Source organism: Reyranella sp. (genome assembly GCF_004297405.1).
In the GTDB taxonomy this organism is placed as follows: domain Bacteria; phylum Pseudomonadota; class Alphaproteobacteria; order Reyranellales; family Reyranellaceae; genus Reyranella.
Genome location: NZ_SCVC01000042.1, coordinates 257,294 through 278,775, shown reverse-complemented (window position 1 = coordinate 278,775; position 21,482 = coordinate 257,294). Strand labels below are relative to the sequence as shown.

13 protein-coding genes are annotated in these 21,482 nt (G+C 64.0%); 8 read left to right on the top strand and 5 right to left on the bottom strand.

Going from position 1 to position 21,482, the window contains the following annotated elements:
* Window positions 1–84 precede the first annotated feature (84 nt).
* The 4 genes from EPO50_RS27475 to EPO50_RS27460 all read left to right on the top strand — a co-directional run bounded on the left by EPO50_RS27475 (window position 85) and on the right by EPO50_RS27460 (window position 10,631).
* Complete coding sequence (locus EPO50_RS27475; protein ID WP_296349553.1) at window positions 85–4,530, top strand: M10 family metallopeptidase C-terminal domain-containing protein; 4,446 nt, start codon at window positions 85–87, stop codon at window positions 4,528–4,530.
* A gap of 121 nt (window positions 4,531–4,651) precedes the next feature.
* Window positions 4,652–9,109: a M10 family metallopeptidase C-terminal domain-containing protein gene (locus tag EPO50_RS27470; protein WP_296349550.1), complete on the top strand. Its 4,458-nt coding sequence runs from the start codon at window positions 4,652–4,654 to the stop codon at window positions 9,107–9,109.
* 27 nt (window positions 9,110–9,136) lie between these two features.
* Window positions 9,137–9,733 carry a DedA family protein gene (locus EPO50_RS27465; RefSeq protein WP_296349548.1) on the top strand — a complete coding sequence of 199 codons (597 nt, stop codon included), beginning with the start codon at window positions 9,137–9,139 and terminating at the stop codon, window positions 9,731–9,733.
* A 28-nt stretch (window positions 9,734–9,761) separates the two neighbouring features.
* Window positions 9,762–10,631, top strand: coding sequence for an amidohydrolase (locus EPO50_RS27460; protein ID WP_296349546.1), 870 nt, complete (start codon window positions 9,762–9,764; stop codon window positions 10,629–10,631).
* 10 nt (window positions 10,632–10,641) lie between these two features.
* Here the strand turns inward: EPO50_RS27460 and EPO50_RS27455 are convergent, their stop codons facing one another.
* From EPO50_RS27455 to EPO50_RS27445, 3 genes are read right to left on the bottom strand one after another with little or no spacing between them, the layout of a single operon-like run.
* Window positions 10,642–11,715, bottom strand: a complete 1,074-nt coding sequence (locus EPO50_RS27455) for a rhodanese-like domain-containing protein (RefSeq protein WP_296349544.1) — start codon at window positions 11,713–11,715, stop codon at window positions 10,642–10,644.
* Window positions 11,716–11,729: 14 nt separating this feature from the next.
* Window positions 11,730–12,686: an aldo/keto reductase gene (locus EPO50_RS27450; RefSeq protein WP_296349542.1), complete on the bottom strand. Its 957-nt coding sequence runs from the start codon at window positions 12,684–12,686 to the stop codon at window positions 11,730–11,732.
* Between the two features lie 23 nt (window positions 12,687–12,709).
* Window positions 12,710–14,752, bottom strand: coding sequence for a mechanosensitive ion channel domain-containing protein (locus EPO50_RS27445; protein WP_296349541.1), 2,043 nt, complete (start codon window positions 14,750–14,752; stop codon window positions 12,710–12,712).
* 93 nt (window positions 14,753–14,845) lie between these two features.
* Here EPO50_RS27445 and EPO50_RS27440 point away from each other — a divergent pair, with 93 nt between their 5' ends.
* The gene (locus EPO50_RS27440; RefSeq protein ID WP_296349539.1) at window positions 14,846–16,477 is read left to right on the top strand and encodes a 3-(methylthio)propionyl-CoA ligase; all 1,632 of its coding nucleotides are present in this window, start codon (window positions 14,846–14,848) and stop codon (window positions 16,475–16,477) included.
* Between the two features lie 22 nt (window positions 16,478–16,499).
* Here the strand turns inward: EPO50_RS27440 and EPO50_RS27435 are convergent, their stop codons facing one another.
* On the bottom strand, window positions 16,500–16,943 hold the full coding sequence (locus tag EPO50_RS27435; RefSeq protein ID WP_296349682.1) for a DUF1772 domain-containing protein: 444 nt from the start codon (window positions 16,941–16,943) through the stop codon (window positions 16,500–16,502).
* A gap of 82 nt (window positions 16,944–17,025) precedes the next feature.
* Between EPO50_RS27435 and EPO50_RS27430 the strand changes: the two genes are divergently transcribed.
* From EPO50_RS27430 to EPO50_RS27420, 3 genes are read left to right on the top strand one after another with little or no spacing between them, the layout of a single operon-like run.
* The gene (locus EPO50_RS27430; RefSeq protein ID WP_296349537.1) at window positions 17,026–18,009 is read left to right on the top strand and encodes a 2-oxoglutarate and iron-dependent oxygenase domain-containing protein; all 984 of its coding nucleotides are present in this window, start codon (window positions 17,026–17,028) and stop codon (window positions 18,007–18,009) included.
* Between the two features lie 30 nt (window positions 18,010–18,039).
* Entirely contained in the window at window positions 18,040–19,188 is a 1,149-nt protein-coding gene (locus EPO50_RS27425; RefSeq protein WP_296349535.1) for a mandelate racemase/muconate lactonizing enzyme family protein, read from the top strand.
* A 13-nt stretch (window positions 19,189–19,201) separates the two neighbouring features.
* Window positions 19,202–20,833, top strand: coding sequence for a long-chain-fatty-acid--CoA ligase (locus EPO50_RS27420; RefSeq protein ID WP_296349681.1), 1,632 nt, complete (start codon window positions 19,202–19,204; stop codon window positions 20,831–20,833).
* Here EPO50_RS27420 and EPO50_RS27415 read toward each other — a convergent pair.
* Window positions 20,812–21,468, bottom strand: coding sequence for a cation transporter (locus EPO50_RS27415; protein ID WP_296349533.1), 657 nt, complete (start codon window positions 21,466–21,468; stop codon window positions 20,812–20,814). The genes EPO50_RS27420 and EPO50_RS27415 overlap by 22 nt on opposite strands.
* Window positions 21,469–21,482 lie beyond the last annotated feature (14 nt).

Here is a 21,482-nt window from a genome sequence, read left to right as displayed (position 1 = left end):
CCGCGGCGTTCCTTATCGGTTTGCCCATTGCACGCCGGCTGATATCTTGCCGCGCCCTGCGTAGACCTTGTGAGTTCTGAATCCATGCCGAATTTCGGGCAGTACGAGTCTGAGGTCACTTTCCTCTCGGGCGTCAACGACGCCAACAGAGCCGCCAGCACCTCATATTATACCTACACTGGCAACGTTCCGCCGACCTACGGTCCGACATCGAACGCAATCAAGTGGGGAGATACGACGCCGGGAACCGGCGGCGGTACGGTCAAATACTGGTTCGACGCGGCGGCAAACTGGAACAATACCGAGAAGACCATTTGGGAGGGCGCGTTTGCCCAATGGTCGGGAATTGCCAACATCTCCTTCGCGCTGGCCGACGATGCAGCCGCCGCCAATGTCACCATCCAGCGGCTCGCCAACAAGCAGGCGTACGCAAACTTCAATACTGACGCGAACGTTCCCGTTGGCAGCAACACGATCGTCAAGGCGCCGGACAGCGGCGCGATCGTCACCATCGACACGACCTGGAACGGCTACGGCCCTCTCGATGGCAATTCCAATGCCGTCGGCGGCTATCCCTATTCGACGGTCATCCACGAACTCGGCCACATAATCGGCCTCGGCCATTCCGGCCCCTATAACGGCGAAGTCAACGCACGACAGCAGCAGTTTGGCGTCTACGACACCTCCCTGTGGTCGATCATGTCGTACATCAACCCGGGCGACACCGGGACGACGTACTATGGCGACTATCCGGTGTATGCGAGCTGGGGCAAGACCGCCGACGGCTCTCAATACCAGCCATTGACGCCGCAGATGATGGACATTCTGGCCATCCAGCGGCTGTACGGTGTGTCGACCAACGGCACCTTTGGCGGCAACCAGACCTTCGGTTTCAATTCGAGCTTCAACGGCTACTTCAAGAGCATCTACGATTTCGGCACCGGCAACAATCCGGCTGCCATCATCACCATCTGGAGCCACGGCACAAACAACGCGCTGAACCTCTCGGGCTTCACGCAGGACGCCTACGTCGACCTCAATCCCGGCACCTTCTCCTCGGCCGGCGGCAAGGTGAACAATATCGGCATCGCCTTCGAGACCGTGGTCGAGACCGCGATCGGCGGCGGCGGCAACGACACGATCAAGGCGTCCAACGTCGCCTCCAGCCTGAACGGCGGCGATGGCAACGACACGCTGATCGGCGGCAACGGCAACGACACGCTGCTGGGCGACAACGGCAACGATCTCCTTCAGGGCGGCAATGGTGACGACCAGCTCTATGGCGTCGCGGGCAACGACACGCTGCAGGGTGGCGCCGGCGCCGACATGCTGGCAGGCGGCGACGGCGACGACGTGCTGGATGGCGGCGCTGGCATCGACACGCTGGTCGGTGGCCCCGGCGCCGACATTTTCCAGTTCGTCGCTGGCCAGGCCAACGGCGACATCGTGGCCGACTTCTCCGCCAGCCAGGGCGACACCTTCCAGTTCTTCGGCTACGGCTCGGCGGCCGACGGCGCGTCTTTCACCAAGGTAGACGACACGCACTGGAAAGTGACCTCGGCCGACGGCTTGATCGAGGACACGATCACCATCGCCAACGGCGCCACGATCGATCCCGCCACCGTCTCGTTCCACCCGGCCTACAATCCGCTCGCCAACTCGTCCTACATGGATTTCGGCAGCTGGCGCTCCAACAACAGCGACGGGCCGAGTGGCGGCACGCTGGCAGCCGGCATCAAGATGAATGTCGCGCTGGTGCTCGATCGCGCCAACGATCCCACCGCGCTGCTGAATATGAGCTGGGCGGATCGCCAGAAGGAACTGAAGACGCTCAACGACAACGGCACGCTGTGGTCGACCTACGGGGCCGACCAGACCCAGTACAACAATGCGCTGACCGAGCTCGGAAAACTCGGCATCAACGTCGCGTCCGGCAGCGGCTATGTCTCCTCGGCCGAATCACGCACCATCTGGGTGGAGGTAACGGCCGATAACTTCTCGACCCTGTTCGGCCCGCAGGCCCAGTGGATGGTCAAGGGCAGCGGCAGCAGCGAGAACTGGTATTGGAGCGGCAGCCTATCGTTGCCGACTTCGCTAACGGGCAGTGGTGTCTCCAATCTCTGGTTCGACACCGACAAATTCCACCCCGTGCTGGCCAATCCCGGCGTTGCCAGCCAGAGCGTGACGCTCGAGCAGGGTTGGCAGAGCCCGGGTAATGCCTCCACGACGAAGGCGAGCCCCTTCCCTGGCGAGATCGCGAACACCTACTACAACTTCCCGCTGCCGGCCGGCGTGGCGACCGGCGCCATTGGGCTAGTCGAGCCGGGAGTCGGTACCGCACTGCCCGGCGACAATGCCGGCACAGGCTTCCAAGCTGCCATCGATGCCTATCGCGCTTCCGCGGGCATCACGACCAGCGCCAACGTCACTCTCGTGGCGCCAGGGGGCCAGGCCTATCCGAACGTGACACCGCCCGCCTTCAATCCGGCCGGCGAACGTTCGCTCGACGTCGGTGTCGTCACGGCGATCAATCCGCAAAGCCCACTCGTCATCTACGCGGGCGCCGGTCCGCAGACCAACGCCTACACGGCCTATCAGGCCGCTTTCTGGGACACCACGAACAATCCGGCGGTCATCACCTCGTCCTTCGGCTACTCGCCGCAGACCGCACCGGGTTCGCCCTTCTACAACGCCTCGCGCGAACTCTTCGTCGATGCCGCCTTGCGCAACATCTCGGTGTTCAACGACAACGGCGACGGCGGCTCGGGCAACCAGACCGGCAACGGCGTCACCAACGTCAGTACCAGCCGGGCCAGCCCTTACGCGGTCATGGTCGGTGGCACCTCGCTCAGCACCGTTGGCGCGGCGCAGAACGACGCCACGCTGAGCAGCATCGTCAACAACGCCTTGGGCGGCGACCTGGCGACGATCTGGTCTCTGATCGCCGGTGGCCTGAAGACATCGCCTGTCGATGCAAGCGGCAGTGCCGCTACCCTGATCGAGACGGTCTGGAACCGCTATTATGTGGATGGCACCACCATCGCCAATCCGGGCGGCACGGGCTACATCCACAACAATACCGGCTCGGGCGGCGTCGACCCCAGCCAGCCGCCGCCCTGGTACCAGACCGCCTATGGCCTCGTGCCGGTGACGAGCGACCCGAGCCTGCTGCCGGGCCGCGGCACGCCCGACGTCTCGGCCAATGCCGGCGGCAACATGCTCTACAAGGTGCCGGGCGCCGACATGACGGGCCTGCAGAACGACGACGGTACCAGCGCGGCGACGCCGCTTTGGGCCGCCTTCGCCTCGCAGGTCAACACGATCTTCGCCGACCAGGGGCTGCCGCAGCTCGGCTACATGAACGACCTGCTCTACATCGCCTCGGCGATCAAGCCGGCCTCGTTCAACGACATCACCACCGGCAGCAACACCTCTTCCTTCGTGCTGGGTGGCGACTACACCAGCGACGGTCAACAGATCACACCGACCGGCTACGGCTATTCGGCTGGCCCCGGCTATGACCTGGTGAGCGGCCTCGGTACGCCCAACGGCACCCTTCTGGCGCGTGCACTCACCGAGATCGCCCATCATCAGACGTCGTATGCCGACTCACCCGGTCTCGTCGTCACCAACGGTACCGGCGGTTGGAACATCGGCGCCAACCAGACCCTGCTGGTGCAGGCCAATACCGTCGGCTCGGGGATCGACACCAAGCTCACCATCGGCACCCAGACCATCGATCTCGGTAATCCCGTCGCCGGTCAGTTCGCCTGGACCGCCCAGTTTGCCCAGCAGTCGCTGCAGTCGGATTTCGATGCCAACCTGGTGCGCATGTTCGACAAGCAGAGCCAGGGCTGGGTCGGCTGGCAGGACGCCACCACCGGCCAGGCCGTCTCCGCGACCATCGGACAGGGCCAGGCCTCGGCCCCACAGGCTACCCTCACCAGCCCCTATGGCATCGTCGACTTCTCGACCCAGCCCTTCTCCTCCAAGAACGAAGAGACAGGTGTCACGAGCTACGTCACCGGCGGCACCGTCCATCTGGCGCGCGCCGTCGCGGTGGCCGAAACCGTCGGCGCCGCTAGCGACCAGAACGCCGTCGTGCGCGTTCGCCAGAACGGCGAGGACAGTCTCGCCGTCTCCTTCTACAAGGTCGACAACCTCAGTGGCACGATCGGCACGCTCAATCCCGGCGATGTGGGCTACGCAGAGGCGGCCGTGGGACGCGCCTATAGTCTGCAAGGCGGCGGCACCGCCCTGCAGGGCCCCGGTTACGGCCTCTACGCCCAGGCCCAGATCACCAACGTGAACTCAGGCGACATGATCGCCATGCAGCTCACCAACCAGTCGAGTGGCGACACCTTCTTCGCCTTCGGCCAGGCCAATACCGACAATACCGCCCACCTCTTCAACTACGGCGCCAACACATGGGGCTGGGAAGACACGCGCGGGGGCGGCGACTACGACTTCAATGATTTCATCGTCCAGCTCGACTTTACCAGTGCCAGCGGTCACGGCTGGCTGGTTTAAGAATGGCCTCGCCGACAAACCGCTCATTTCGGGCAGTTTGTCATCCGCTATCGATTGACCTCTTCATACCCTCTGCATAACTTCGGGGCGCCGTCCTGGAGTTTGCAGAGGCGTTGCGTTCATGGCGAATTTTGGTCAGTACGAGTCTCAGGTCACTTTCCTCTCGGGCGTCGATGACGCCAACAAGATCGCTGCCACTTCGTTCTATACCTACGATGGCAATGTTCCGCCGGGCTACAAGACGGTCGCCCAGGCCATCAAATGGGGCGACCCGACGCCGGGCACGACAGGCGGTACCGTAAAATACTGGTTCGATCCCGTGGCCAACTGGTCCAATACCGAAAAGGACATCTGGGCCGGCGCCTTTAACCAATGGGCGGGGATCGCCAACATTTCCTTCTCGTTGGCCGACGATGCGGCATCGGCCAACATCACGCTGCAGCGCCTGCCGAACAAGTGGGCCTATGCTCAGTTCGGGAGCAGCGAATACCTGCCGGTCGGCAGCGACAAGGTCGTCCAGGCGCCGACCAGCGGCGCGATCGTCACCATCGACACGACGCAAGGCGGCTACGGGCCGTTGAACAACAATTCGAACACCGAAGGTGGATACCCGTATTCGACGGTGATCCACGAGCTCGGCCACATACTTGGTCTGGGCCATTCCGGCCCCTACAACGGCGCCGTCAACGGCTATCAGCAACAGTTCGGCGTCTACGACACCAAGCTGTGGTCGATCATGTCCTACATCGCAGCAAACGATGTCGCGACGACCTACTACGGCGACTATCCCGTGTACACGAACTGGGGCGTGCCGCCGGATGCCGTCGCCTACCAGCCATTGACGCCGCAAATGATGGACATCTTGGCCATCCAGCGGCTCTACGGCACCTCGACCAGCGCCACCTTCGCCGGCAACCAGACCTTCGGCTTCAACTCGAGCTTCAGCGGCTACTTCAAGAGCATCTACGACTTCGGCACCGGCAATAACCCGGCGGCCATCGTCACCATCTGGAGCCACGGCACCAACAATGCGCTGAATCTCTCGGGCTTCACGCAGGACGCCTATGTCGACCTCAATCCCGGCACCTTTTCCTCGGCCGGCGGTAAGGTGAACAATATCGGCATCGCCTTCGAGACCGTGGTCGAGACCGCGATCGGCGGCAGCGGCAACGACACGATCAAGGCCTCCAATGTCGCCTCCAGCCTGAACGGCGGCGATGGCAACGACCTGCTGATCGGCGGCAACGGCAACGACACCTTGCTGGGCGACAACGGCAACGATCTCCTCCAGGGCGGCAACGGCGACGACCAGCTCTATGGCGTCGCGGGTAACGACACGCTGCAGGGCGGCGCTGGCGCCGACATGCTGGCAGGCGGCGACGGCAACGACGTGCTGGATGGCGGCGCCGGCATCGACATCCTGGTGGGCGGCCCGGGCGCCGACATCTTCCAGTTTACAGCCGGCCAGGCCAATGGCGACATCGTGACCGACTACTCCGGTCTCGGCACCGGCGATGGCGACACCTTCCAGTTCTTCGGCTACGGCTCGGCGGCCGACGGCGCCACCTTCACCAAGGTCGACGACACGCACTGGCAGGTCATCTCGGCCGATGGCTCGCTCACCGAGACCATCACCATCGCCAATGGCGCGTGGATCAATCCCGGCGATTACTCTTTTCATCCTGCCTATACCGAGCTCGCCAATTCGAACTTCCTCGACTATGCGAGCTGGCGCAGCAACACGAGCAACGAACCGACGGGCGTTGCCATCGAAGCTCCTGTTACGCTCAACGTCGCGCTGGTGCTGAATCGCGCCAACGATCCGACGGCGCTTCTGGGAAAGAGTTGGGGTGAGCGCCAGAAGGAGCTGAAGGAGCTCGGCGACAGCGGCGAACTGTGGTCGACCTACGGCGCCGACCAGACGCAATACAACAACGTCCTCGATGCGCTCACGGCGCTTGGCATCAAGACCGTCGACCAGATCGACGCCTCCAACGGCTATGTCTCCTCGGCCGAGTCGCGTACCATCTGGGTGCAGGTGACGCAGGAGAGCTTCTCCACCCTGTTCGGCCCGCAGGCCAAACTGATGGCCCAGAATGCCGATGGCAGCGGCGGCTGGTTCTGGACGGACAATCTTTCGCTCCCGACCTCGATCGCGAGCAATGGCGTCTCCGGTCTGTGGTTCGACACCAACAATTTCGGCAGCCAGGTCGCAGGGGCCGGCACGGGAACCGGCGTCACCCTGACCGAAGGCTGGCAGAGCCCGGGCAACGGTGCGTCCTCGTCGAGCCAGGGCTACCCGCAGCAGATTGGCCAGGTGGCCTACAAGATGCCGCTCAAAGCCGACGTGGCGACGGGCACGATCGGCCTCGTCGAGCCAGGTATCGGCACGGCGCTGCCGGGCGACAATGATGGCACGGGCTTCCAGGCTGCGCTCGACCAGTATCGCGTGACCGCGGGCGTGCCGACCGGCGCGACCGTCAATACCGTCGCCGGCGGCGGCCAGGCCTACTCGTCGGGCCCTAGCGGCGAGCGCTCGCTCGATGTCGGCATTGCCGCAACGGTGACGCCGAACAGCAAGCTCACGCTCTACGCCGGCTCGGGCTCGGCAGCCGGTGCGGGCAGCAACGCCTACACTGCCTGGCAGTCGGCCGTGTGGGACACCACCAACAACCCGCAGGTCGTCACCTCTTCCTTCGGCTTTGCCGAGTCGGTCGCTCCGAGGTCGCCCTTCCACAACGCCGTCGACCAGCTTTTCACCGATGCGGCGCTGCGCAACATCTCGGTGATCAATTCCACCGGCGATGGCGGCTCGAGCTACAAGTTCGGCAACGGCCTCACCAACACCTCGACCAGCCGCTCCAGCCCCTACGGCCTGATGGTAGGTGGTACCTCGGTCACTCTCGGCGAGCACGCGTCACTCGATCCGACCTTGCAGAGCTTCGTCGACAAGGCGGTCGCGGGTGACGAGGCGACGATCTGGCAGTTGATCTCGGGTGGCCTCACCCACTCGCCGGTCGGCGGCCTCGCCGGTGCCAAGACCTTCATCGAAACCGTCTGGAACCAATACTACGTCACGGGCACTACCATCTCGACCCCCGGCGGTTCGGGCTATCTGTCGAACAATGCCAGCACGGGTGGCGTCGATACCAGCCGGCCAGTGCCCTGGTACCAGACGGCCTACGGGCTCCTGCCGACGACCAGCGACCCTAGCCATCTGCCGGGCCGCGGCATTCCCGACGTCTCGGCCAATGCTGGCGGCAACAGTTTCTGGACCGTGCCGACAGGCGACATGCAGGGCACGCACGGCAATGGCGGCACCAGCGCCTCGGCGCCGTTCTGGGCCGCTCTCACCTCGCAGTTCGATGCCATCTTCAAGGATCAGGGTCTACCGCAGCTCGGCTACATGACCGACCTGCTCTACATCGCCTCGGCGATCAAGCACGCCTCGTTCAACGACGTGACGATCGGCAACAACACCTCGTCGTTCGTGATGGGTGGCGCCTATACCAGCGACGGACAGGCGATCACGCCGACCGGCTACGGCTATTCGGCTGGTCCAGGCTATGACCTGGCGAGCGGGCTCGGCACGCCCAACGGCACCTTGCTGGCGCGCGCGCTAACCGAGATCGCACATCATCAGACCTACTATGCGGAGTCACCGAATGTCGTCGTCGCTGACGGCGCGGGTGGCTGGAAGAGCAGTGTGGATCAGACCTTGCTGGTGCAGGCCAACACGATCGCAACGGGCATCAATGTCTGGCTCACCGTTGGCACACAGAACTTCGACTACGGCAATCCCATGGCCGGCCAATTCGCCTGGACCGAGCGGCTCGCGCAACAGTCGCTGCAGGCGGATTTCGACGCCAACCTGGTGCGGATGTTCGACAAACAGGCACAAGGCCGGGTCGGTTGGGTGGATGCCACGGACGGCCAGTCGATCTCGGCGACCATCGGACAGGGCCACGCCTCGGCCACACAGGCCACGCTCACCAGCCCCTACGGCATCGTCGATTTCTCGACCAAGACCTACAGCACAACGGACCAGGCGACGGGGGTGACCACCTATCCCACGGGCGGCAATGTCCACCTGGCGCGCGCCGTCGCGGTGGCCGAGACGGCCGGCGCCGCCAACGACCAGAACGCCGTCGTCCGCATCCGCCAGAACGGCGAAGACAACCTCTCCGTCTCGTTCTATCGAGTCGACGACTATTCGGGGAAGATCGGCGGCCTCAATCCCGGCGACATGGGATATGCCGCCGCGGCGGTCGCCCGCCTCTACACCACGCAGCAGGGCGCTACGGCGTTCGACGGGCCGGGCTACGGCCTCTACACCCAGAGCCAGATCACCAACGTGAACTCGGGCGACCTGATCGCCATGCAGCTCACCAACAGCTCGAGCGGCGACACCTTCTGGGCTTTCGGCCAGGCCAACACTGACAATGCCGCCCATCTCTTCAACTACGGCGCCAACACATGGGGCTGGGAAGACACACGCGGCGGCGGCGACTACGACTTCAATGACCTGATCGTCCAGCTCGACTTCACCAGCGCCGCCGGCCACGGCTGGCTGGTCTAAACGCCGCCTCTTCTGTAGGGAGGGGCGGTGTTTCCCAGTGACGTCGCCTCCTTCCTCGACCTCATCCGCCAGCACGGCGATGTGGCGTACAGCTTTCTCGCCGTCTATTCGATGGCGAACAGCCTGCTGCTCGCTCTCTTCTCGGGTTATGCCGCCCAGGCCGGCGCGCTGAGCTACGAGTACGCCGTGGCGGCCTGCTGGGTCGGCACCTTCTCGGGCGATGTCATACGCTTCTGGGTAGGCCGGCGCTTCGGCACGCGTTGGCTCGGCCGCTTCCCGCGCTTGCAACGCGCCGTCGATGGCGCGGCGCGCCTCGCCGACCGGCACCATATCTGGATGATCCTGATCCACCGCTACCCGCGCATCATCCGCAATGTCGCCGGCTTCGCCTATGGTGCCTCCACCCTCGGATGGCCGCGCTTCCTTATCCTGAACTTCATCGCCGCCGGTCTGTGGGCGAGTGCTGCCGTCTCGATCGGCTACGGCTTCGGTTTTGTTTCGGACAAGACGATGAACGATACCCTTCAGATCTTCGGCATCGTCATGCTGGTGGCTTTCCTTGCCCTCACCTGGTTTCTCACCCGCCGCCTGGAGCGTGTGATCGAGCGCAAGCCAGCGGACTAATCGGGCAATTGGACAGGAGCACTGGACGGTGAAGATTACGCGTCGTGCTTTTGCCACTAGTGGTTTGGTTGCAGCAGCTGTGCCGGCGACGGCCGCCGCGCCTGTAGCCGTGGATGCCCATACGCATGTCTTCGTGCGCGGACTGAAGACCGCAATCGATGCCCGCTATGTGCCGAACTATGATGCGTCGTGGCAGACCCTGCTCGCCCTCGCCGAGAAGAACGGCTTTGGCCACGCCCTGATCCTGCAGCCGTCCTTCCTGGGTTTCGACAATTCCTACCTGTTCGAGACGTTGAAGGCCGATCCTGGCCGCTTCCGTGGCGTGCCGTGGGTGTCACCGTCGATCGAGACCAGTGCCGAAGATTGGGAGACCATGGCGCGGATCGGCGTGCGCGGCCTGCGCTTCCCGATCTACGGCCTGCCGACGCCGCAATGGTCGGCCTATCGCGAGATGCTGGCCGAGGCACTGAAGCGCGACTGGCCGATCCACCTCTATGTCGAGAGCCATCGGTTACCGGAAGTCCTCCCCGTGCTTCTCGATGGCGGCCACAAGGTGGTGATCCCTCACTACGGCATGTTCGACCGCACCCTGGGGCCGATGCGTGACCCCGGCTTCAAGACCTTGCTGGACAGCGCCAAGACCGACCGGGTCTGGGTCGTGATGTGTGGCGCCTATCGCGTCGGCCCGGAGCGTGCACGGGCGGCAACGCCGATGCTGCTCGACGCCTTCGGCCCGGCACGGCTGATGTGGGGCAGTGACTGGCCACATACCGATACCGACCTCGACCGGGTCAAGACTTATCCGCTAACGCTCAGATGGTTCGAGGAATGGGTGCCGGACGAAGCCGTGCGGCGCACCATCCTCATAGACACGCCGTCGAAGCTCTACGGCTTCTGACGCTCTGTCGTCAGCTTGCCCCGCCCTCCACGCTCCGGCCTTCGGCGCGCCAGCGCAGCATGCCACCGGGCAGATTGGCGATATCGGCAAAGCCCGCCTTCTGCAGGATCGTCGTCGCCTGGGCCGAGCGGCTTCCGGCTCGGCAGACCGCGACGATCGGCTTGTCCTTGGGCAATTCCCTGGTGCGGGCCGCCAGCTCGCCCAGCGGCACCAGAGTGGCGCCGCGGATATGCCCCAGCGGGCCCGTGTACTCTGCAGGCTCGCGCACATCGACGACGTGCACTTTGGTGAGGTTTTCTTCGAGCCAGGGCGGTTCAACCTCCCAGAAACCACCGAACGTGAAGCGCAACGGCGCCCAAGTCGGCTCGCTTGGAGCCTTGGTTTCGTTGCCGGGCTGGCCGCAACGCAGGTTGGCCGGCACCGCCTCGTCGATCTTCTTGGGGTGCGGCAGGTCGAGGTTCTTCATGTAGCCGACATAGTCGTTTTCAGCGATCTCGCCGCCCAGCCGAGGATTGAATTTCTTCTCCTCGACGACGCTGCTGACCGTGAGGCCACGATAGTCGTGTGCCGGATAGAGCAGGCAGCTCTCCGGCAGGGCGAAGATGCGCGAGCGCACCGAGCGATAGAGTGCGCGCGGATCGCCCTGCTGGAAGTCGGTGCGGCCCGAGCCGCGGATCATCAGGCAGTCGCCCGTGAACGCCATGCTCTCGTCATCGAGCACATAGGTGACGCAGCCCGAAGTGTGTCCGGGTGTCGAGCGCACTTCGAGAGCACGACGGCCGAACTCGATCCGGTCGCCATCCTGTAGCAGACGGTCGGCCCCGCTCGCCCCCGAGGCGGCCGACAATGCGATCTGGCTGCCCAGCCGCTGCTTCAGCAGCCACGCACCCGTAACGTGATCGGCATGGACGTGGGTGTCCAACGTCCAGGAAAGTGTCAACCCCAGCTCCGCGACCAGAGCGCCATCTCGCCGTACCTGCTCGAACACGGGATCGATCAGCAGCGCCTCGCGCGTGCTGCTGCAGCCCAGCAGATAAGTGTAGGTCGACGATGTCGGATCGAAGAGCTGGCGGAAGACGAGCATCGTTCCTCTGGTCCTCAGGTTGGCGCGCTGGCCTTGTCGATCGCAGCAACCGAGTCAGCGTCGAGTTTCAATGACGGCGCAGCCAGCAGATCCTTGAGCTGGCCAAGGTTGGTCGCACTCACGATCGGTGCCGTAATCGGCTTACGCTGCAGCAGCCAGGCCAGCGCCACCGTGGTGTTGCTGGTGTTGTGCTTCTTGGCCGCCTCGTCGACCGCCTTCAGCACCGCGAAGCCCTTGTCGTTCAGGTACTTCTTGACGCCACGCGGCCCGCGCACGCTCTTGCTGAGATCGGCCTCGGACCGGTACTTGCCGGTCAGGAAGCCGCTGGCCAGCGACCAGTAGGGAATCACGCCCAGCCCTTCCTTGAGGCACTCGTTTTCGAGCGGCCCCTCGAACAGCCCGCGCTCCACCAGATTGTAGTGCGGCTGCAGGCTGACATAGGTCGGAAGCCCCTTTTCCTTCGAGATCTTCGCGGCCTCAGCGAGCCGCGGCGCCTCGAAGTTGGAAGCACCGATGGCCCGGAGCTTGCCCGCCTTGACCAGCTCGCCATAGGTCGAAAGCGTCTCTTCCTGCGGCGTGTCCTTATCGTCCTGGTGCGACTGGAAGAGATCGATGCGGTCGGTGTTGAGCCGCTTCAACGAGGCGTCGACCGATTTCACGATATGGGCGCGCGACAGGCCTTTGCCGTCCGGCATATCCATGCCGCATTTAGTGGCGATCAACACCTTGTCGCGCTTGGCTGGATCCTTCCGCAGCCAGCTTCCGATGACAGTCTCGGACTCACCGCCCTTGTGACCCTCCGCCCAGCGCGAATAGACGTCGGCGGTGTCGACGAAGGAAAAGCCGGCATCGACGAAGGCGTCGAGCAGCTTGTGCGAGATGGCCTCGTCGGCCGTCCAGCCGAAGACATTGCCGCCGAAGGCGATGGGAGCGAATTCGAGGTCCGACTTACCGAGTCTACGCTTCTGCATATCGTACTCCTCTAAGACGATTGTTATTCCGCTGCCTTGGGAGGCGCTGCGGCAGCAGGTGCCGCGGCAGGAGGTGCTGCTGAAGCAGGTGCCGCTGCAGCGACCGGCGGTACGGGCGGCGTTGCCGGAATGGGGAATGGATACATCGGTGTCGCGAACTTGATACCGAGGCCTGGGAACGTATCGTACATCCGCCGAACAGCCATACGCTGGATCATGCTCGGATTCTTCGGCCGCGCCATGAACTTGAAGCGGATGATCAACGAATTGTCCTTGATGTCGACGACGCCCTGCATCTTGAGGGGCTGCATCAGGATCGGCTTGAACTGAGGCTCCTCCATCATCTCCAGGCCGATCTTCTTCACCGTCTTGCGCAGCAGCTCGACGTCGGTGCCGTTGGCAAAGGCGATGTTGAACTTCACCACCGTCCAGTCGCGGCTGAAGTTGGTGATATGCCCCACCTGACCGAACGGCACGATATGGAGCTGACCGTTCTGATGCCGCAGCTTCAGCGAACGGACGCTGAAACCTTCGACGACACCCTTGACCTTGCTGCAATCGACATACTCGCCGATGCGGAACGAGTCCTCGGCGAGGAAGAAGATGCCGGACACGACATCGCGCACCAGCGCCTGGCTACCGAAGGAGACGGCCAGGCCAAAGACGGAGAAGGCCGCAATCAACGGGGTGATGTTGATGCCGAGCTCCGACAGGACCAGCAGGCCACCGACCACTGCAATGGCGACGCCCGCAATCGCACGCACCAGCGGCATCAGCGTCCTCAGCCGCGACGCCGCCACGCGCACTTCGTCTTCGTGGTCGCCACTGACATCGGCCGATGGCAGGGGATTGGCCGCGATATAGGAGTCCATGCGGTACTTCAGGAACCGCCAGAACGCGTAGATCGCCACGGCGCTCGCCGCGGCAAGCTTGGCGCCACGATCGTGCACCAGCCATTCCTCAGGCGTCGCCGCAGCCAGCACCCGCACCATCACCGCCTCGGCGATAATGATCAGGACATAGAGCCGGACCAAGAGGCGGACGCAATCCGCCACCACATCGCCCGCCATCGGCAGTTCAGAAACGATATGCCGCGTGATTCGATGCATCAAAGTCTCGAATAACAGGAGCGCAATCAACGTCGATTCAATCAACGCCATACCGCGCGACGCAGTGCTGCTTTCCGTCAGCGCGGCGTAAACGGCCGCGACTCCCATCAACGTGTAGAAGGCAAGGCCCGCCATCCACCAGTTGCGGGCGGCGTCGAGCTTGAGTTTGCGGATGAGACCCTTCGGCGCAACCATCGCCGTCAGCCAGGCCGCCATGTCGAACCGCCAATGCCAGACGACATAGACTAGGGCTGCCGCGAAGAATGGCACGTAGAGGATGATGGCGGCGCCCGTCATCTCGCGGGTCGCACCCGTGATCGGCAAGCCTCGCGCCAGTAGACCGGCGATCAGCGGCAACAGGACCACCAGATTGAGGGCGATCAGCAATCGCCGCGCCGTGTCGCTCTCGACTGGCGCAATGCGGCCCTCGGGAGCGCCGGGCCGCAGGAACGCCCGGAAGATGACATTGAAGCCGCGCCAATAGACCAGCGCGTGCAGGACCATCTGGCCAAGCTGATGGCCCGTGCTGTTGGCGTCACCCCCCATGCGACCCAGAACGATCCGGCCGGCCACGGCCAGAGCAACCAGTGCCAGGACATCGAGCAGCAGGGTACGGAAGAAGGCCCTAAGCGGGGAGTTTGCCACGAGCCGGTCGAATGCTTTGCTGCGAGCCCGGCTCAAGGCAAGCCGCGCTACGAATTCCGCCAGGAGGCCCGCGACGACGATGCCAGCCATCCAGATGGCCGCATGACCATCAAGGTCGCGAAGCAAAACCATCAGATGATCGCCGAGCGCGGGAAGCTGGGCGAACGTGAATTCGAAGCGCTCGGTCAGCAGGGTCAGGAAATTTGCAGCAGCTCCCTGCCCGCCCGTCACCGCTTGCGCCGCGGTCGGAACACTCCACGCGGCCGCAATAGCGCCGGTCGCCATCGCCATGCCGTATCTTGACCGCATCATCATTTCTCCCCCAATGGATGACGGCAGAAGCCTAGGCCAATTACAGCCAAGCCGCCAGACGACACGCTTTCAGAGACTAGGAGAAACGCCCAGATGTTCGGCCTGATGCAGGATCGCCCGTTGCTGATTTCGCAGCTCATCGAGCACGCTGCCCTCAATCACGGCGACACGGAAATCGTCTCGCGGACGGTCGAAGGCCCGATCCATCGCTACACCTATCGCGATGCCCGGCTGCGCGCGAAGAAGGTCGCAGAGGCACTGATTTCGCTCGGCATCAAGCCAGGAGACCGTATCGGGACGCTCGCCTGGAACGGTTATCGGCATTTCGAGCTCTATTACGGCATCTCCGGCATGGGCGCCGTCTGCCACACGATCAATCCGCGCCTCTTCCCCGAGCAGATCGTCTACATCGTGAACCACGCCGAAGATCAGCTGCTCTTCGTCGACCTCAATCTGCTGCCGGCCGTCGAAAAGCTGCTGCCGCAGATGAAGGGTGTGCGCCATGTCGTCGCCATGACCGACCGCGCCCACCTCCCGAAGGACTGCAACATTCCCAACCTGCTGGTCTACGAAGAGCTGATCGCCGACAAACCCGGCACCTACGAGTGGCCGGAGTTCGACGAACGCACCGCCTCGTCGCTTTGCTACACTTCGGGGACGACCGGCAACCCCAAGGGCGTGCTCTATCACCATCGCTCGACGGTCCTGCACGCCTATGGCAGCGCGCTACCCGACACGCTGGGCATTTCGGCACGCGCGGTCGTGCTGCCCGTCGTGCCGATGTTCCACGTCAATGCCTGGGGCCTGCCCTACTCCGGCCCGCTGGTCGGCGCCAAGCTGGTGTTCCCCGGCGTCGCCCTCGACGGGGCGAGTCTCTACGAGCTGTTCGAGAAGGAGGGCGTCACCTTCACGGCCGGCGTGCCCACAGTCTGGTTGGCCCTGCTGAACCATATGCAGGCCAACAAGCTCAAGCTCTCGACTTTGAAATACGCGGTGATCGGCGGTTCGGCCGCGCCGCCGGCGATGATCGAGACCTTCGACAAGGAGTTCGGCGTCGAAGTGCTGCACGCCTGGGGCATGAGCGAGATGAGCCCGCTCGGCTCGGTGAACCATCCCAAAGCCAAGCACGCCAAGCTGCCGGCCAAGGACATGCTCACGGTTCGGCTGAAGCAGGGCCGCCCTCCCTTCGGTGTCGACATGAAGATCGTCGACGACGCCGGCAAGGAACTGCCGCGCGACGGGAAGGCGTTCGGCGACCTCCTGGTCCGCGGTCCCTGGATCACCTCAGGCTACTTCAAGGGTGAAGGCGGCGAGATCCTCGACAAGGACGGCTGGTTCGCCACAGGTGACGTCGCCACCCTCGACGAGGACGGCTACATGCAGATCACCGATCGCTCCAAGGACGTGATCAAGTCCGGTGGCGAGTGGATCAGCTCGATCGACCTCGAGAACGCCGCGATGGCGCATCCCGGCGTTGCCGAGGCTGCAGTGATCGGTGTCGTCCACCCCAAATGGGACGAGCGGCCGCTCCTGATCGTGCATCGCAAGCCTGGCATCGAGATCGACAAGAAGGAGTTGATCGAGTTCCTGAGCTCCAGGGTCGCGAAATGGTGGCTGCCCGACGACATCCAGTTCGTCGACGCCATTCCGCATACCGCGACGGGCAAGATCCTGAAGACCAAGCTGCGCGAGACCTTCAAGGACTACAAGCTGCCGACGGCCTAGCCCTCTCCAGCCCTCCGCCCTGCTATGCGGGGCGGAGAGGCATCACGGTCGCCCAGAGGAAAAGCAAGGTCGCGATGATGCCCAGCATGGAGCGCCGCGCGTGCAGGCGGCCCCACCGCTGCAGCAGGGTGTGGCTCTCTTCTCCCGCCTGGTCGAGCGATATCGCCTTGAGCGCGTTGTTGACCGGCATGATCATCAGCATCGTGTAGGGCCAGTTGGCCACCAGCACGACGGCGCCGGCGATCCAGAGCTCATCGCGTGTCTGCCACCAGGCGCCGACGCCCAACAGAAAACCGATGATCGCGAGCGATGCCTGCATCTGTGCGCCGCGCTCATAAGCCGGCTTCCACTGCTGGAGTTGCGCCCGATCGTCGAGACCCGACCGCGCAGGATGCTCTGCGAAACTGACGTAGAAAGCGGCGCCAGCGAAAAGCGCCGCTACGGTCAGAGCCAGGATACCCAGGATCAAAGCTTCTTCTCCTCCACCGTCCGCGCCGCTGGACCGCGGCACTTCGCGGGCATTATCGTCACGTCAGGAGGAACAAGCCATGGCGACGGAGACGATTCCTGTCATCGACCTCGGCCCCTATCTCGCCGGCGAGGCGGGCGCGATGGATCGCACGGCGGCAGAGCTGCGCTTTGCCCTGACCGAGATCGGCTTCTACTTCATCGTGAACCACGGCATTGCCCGCGAGAAGATCGCCGGAATGTTCGCCGAGGTGAAACGCTTCCACGCCCAACCTGTCGAGAAGAAGCTCGAGCTGAAGCTCGACCAGCACAATACCGGCTACCTGCCGATGCGCGGCAACACGCTGCGCACCTCGACCGTGCAAACCGGAACCAAGGCCAACCTCAACGAAGCCTTCTTCGTGAAGCGCGAGATGACGCCCGATCATCCTGACGTCCTGTCGGGACGGCGCTTCCGTGGCCTCAATCGCTGGCCCGACCTGCCGGGGTTCCGTGACACCGTGGTCGACTATTGCAACGAGATGGAGCGGCTGGTGCAGAAGATGGTGCGGCTCTACGCCCGTGCCCTCGACCTGCCGGCCAACTGGTTCGACACGGCCTTCGCCGAACCGATGTTCTCCATGCGCATGACGCATTATCCGCCACAGGATGGCCCGGTGGACGACGAGTTCGGCCTGGCGCCGCACACCGACACCAGCTTTCTTACTCTCCTGGCGCCCAACGAAGTGCCGGGTCTGTCGATCCGCACTCAGAGCGGCAAGTGGATCGAAGCGCCGGCCATCGACAACGCTTATGTCGTGAACGGTGGTCAGATGCTGCAGCGCTACACCAACGACCTGTTCCTGGCGACGCCGCATCGCGCGGTCAACAAGAGTGGCGGCGAGCGCTACGCCCTGCCCTTCTTCTGTGACAGCGGCATCGACTGGCCCGTTGCCGCGGTACCGACCACCGTGGGACCGGACAAGCCGCCAAAATACCCGACCACCTGGTACTCCGACTACATGACCTGGTATCTGAAGCGGAACTACGACGTGCTGAACGCCAGCCAGCAAGCCGCCGAATAAAAGTCCCCACGGGAAGGACATCAAGCTCGAATGAGTACCGCCACGCTTGCCCACGTCGAAGCCCACGTCTTTCGCACCCCCATCAAGGAGCCGGTCCGCACTTCCTTCGGCACGATGACGGAGCGTGTTGCCGTCTTCGTGCGCGTCGAGGATTCCGACGGCGCGCGCGGCTGGGGCGAGATCTGGTGCAATTTCCCCAACGCAGCCGCCGAGCATCGCGCCCAGTTGTTCGCCGATATCGTGGCGCCGCGGGCGCTGGGCAAATCGCTCGACGATCCTGTTGCCCTGTGGGCTGAGATTGATCGCGCCCTGCATGTGCTGCGCGTGCAGAGCGGCGATGCCGGCGCCCTGTCTGCCGCGGCCGCGGGCCTCGATCTCGCAATCCACGATCTGCGCGCCCGCAAACGCGGTCTGCCGCTATGGCGGGCACTGGGCGGCACGGACGATTCACCCCTCCCGATCTACGCCTCGGGTCTCAATCCTGGCCGATCCGCCTACGACACTGTCGGGCGCATGCGCGCGGCGGGCTATCGCGCCTTCAAGATCAAGGTCGGTTTCGGCACCGAAACCGATCTCGACACGTTGCGGCCGGTGGCGCGTGAGCTGAAGGCTGGCGAACGGCTTATGGTCGACGTCAACCAGGGTTGGGACCTCCGCACCGCCTGCGCCACGGTGCCGAAGCTCGCCGAGTTCGGGCTGCAGTGGATCGAGGAACCGCTGGTGGCGGACCGGCCCCTCACCGAGTGGGCACAGGTCGCCGCAGCCGCGCCAACCCAACTGGCCGGTGGTGAAAATTTGCGCAGTGCGGGCCCCTTCCAGGAGGCGATCGATAGCGGCCTGCTCGGCGTGATCCAGCCAGACGCCGCCAAATGGGGTGGCCATTCCGGCTGCCTGCCCGTGGCTCGCGCGGCCTTGGCGGCCGGCCGGACCTATTGTCCCCACTTTTTGGGTGGCGCTATCGGATTGATGCATTCCTTGCACCTATTGGCGGCCGTTCGCGGCCCCGGCCTCCTGGAAGTGGACGCCAACCCCAATCCGTTGCGCGAGGGCTTGCTGGGCGATTTGATGGCCGCCCGCGAGGGCACTGTGTCGCTTCCCGGCGGCCAGGGACTCGGTCTAGAACCAGATCTAAAGCCGCTCATCAATCTTCGAAGCCTTCATATCGAGCGGCGTGCGTAACAGAGGAAACGCCATGCTGGGATTGATGCAAGACCGTCCGCTGCTGATTTCGCAGATCATTGACTTCGCCGCTTCTGCCTATCCCGACGTCGAGATCGTGACCCGCACGGTCGAAGGGCCGATCCATCGCTACGGCTACAAGGACGCTCACAAACGCGCCAAGCAGGTAGCCGAGGCGCTGCAGGGACTGGGCGTCAAGCTCGGCGACCGGGTCGGCACCATCGCCTGGAATACTTACCGCCACTTCGAGCTCTATTTCGGCATTTCCGGCATCGGAGCGGTACTGCACACGATCAACCCGCGCCTCGCGCCCGAGCATGTGGCCTACATTGCCAACCATGCCGAAGACAAAGTGATCTTCGTCGACCTGAACCTCGTGCCGGTCGTGGAAGGCGTGTTCGAGCAGCTCAAGACGGTAAAGCATGTCGTGGTCATGACCGACCGCGCCCACATGCCGGCGTCGAGCAAGATCCCGAACCTGCTCTGCTACGAGGAGCTGATCGCAGACAAGCCGGGCACGCTCAAGTGGCCGGAGTTCGACGAGAAGACCGCCTCGTCGCTCTGCTACACCTCGGGCACGACGGGCAATCCCAAGGGCGTGCTCTACTCGCACCGCTCGACGATGATCCATTCGATGATGATGGCGTCCGGCCCGGTCCTGGCGCTCGATCCCGACACCACCATCCTGCCGGTGGTGCCAATGTTCCACGCCAATGCCTGGGGCCTCGTCTATGCCGGGCCGTTCTGCGGCACCAAGCTGGTCTTCCCTGGCTTCAAGCTGGATGGCGCCAGCATCTACGAGTTGCTCGACAAGGAGCAGGTGACACTGAGCGCCGGCGTGCCGACGGTGTGGCTGGCCCTGCTCGACTACTGCGCACAGAACAAGCTCAAGATGTCGTCGGTCAAACGCTCCCTGATCGGCGGCTCGGCCGTGCCTTACGCGATGATCGAACGCTTCTGGAAGGAGCACGAAATCGAAGTGGCGCAAGGCTGGGGCATGACCGAGATGAGCCCGCTCGGCACGCTCACGCGTTTCAACAAGGGCGAACGCGACCTGCCGGACGCCGAGCGCTTTGCCATCACTGCCAAGCAGGGTCGCCCCGTGTTCGGTTGCGAGATGAAGATCGTCGACGATGCCGGCGACGACCTGCCCATGGACGGAAGCGTCTCCGGCAACATGGTCGTGCGCGGCCCGTGGATCGTGAAGGGCTACATGAAGGGCGATGGCCAGAACCAGTTCGTCGAAGACGATTGGTTCCACACCGGCGACGTCTGCAAGATCGAGACCGACGGCTCGGTCGTCATCACCGACCGGTCCAAGGATGTGATCAAGTCGGGCGGCGAGTGGATCAGCTCGATCGACCTCGAGAATGCCGCCATGGGCTGCCCCGGCGTGGCCGAAGCGGCGGTGATCGGCGTGGCTCATCCCAAGTGGGACGAGCGCCCCCTGATGATCGTCGTGCGCCGTCCCGATGCCGATGTCACCAAGGGCGATATCCTGAAGTACCTCGACGGCAAGATCGCCAAGTGGTGGATGCCCGACGACGTGCAGTTCATCGACGCCATCCCACATGGCGCCACCGGCAAGATCCTGAAGACGGCCCTGCGCAAGCAGTTCGAGAGCTACAAGCTCCCGACCGCCTGAGGCTCGCTTTCACGGGCGTGACGCAGCTCGGCTACGGCCGCGCGCGTCACCTGGAAGGCGCCGACCAGGGCAAGGCCGGACATGATCGCGGCAACGAGATAGTCCGGCCAGCCGCTGCCCGATCCGAACACACCCAGCGCGGCGGCCAACACCGCGAGATTGCCGATCGCGTCGTTGCGCGTGCAGATCCAGACCGACCGCATGTTGCTGTCGCCCTCACGCCAGCGATAGAGAAGCAACGCCACACCAAAGTTGGCAGCGAGCGCCAGCGCGCCCACCACACCCATCACCGGCGCTTCGGGTACTGTGCCGGCCATCGCATGGTTGATCGTAGTGACGGCGACCCAGACGCCGAAGGCGGCCATGCTGGCGGCCTTCACCAGCGAAGCGCGGGCCCGCCAATGCAGCGCCATGCCCAGCACGAAGAGGCTGATCCCGTAGTTGCCGGCGTCACCCAGGAAGTCGAGCGAGTCGGCCAGCAACGACGCCGATTGGGCAGCGAGGCCGGCACCGATCTCGACCACAAACATGGTGAGGTTAACCGCCAGGGCCACCCAGAGGATGCGCCGATAGATGGGCGAGGCCGCCGCAGCGGAAGCATGCTCGTGACCATGATCGCAGCAATGGGCGCTCATTCTTCCGCTCCCCC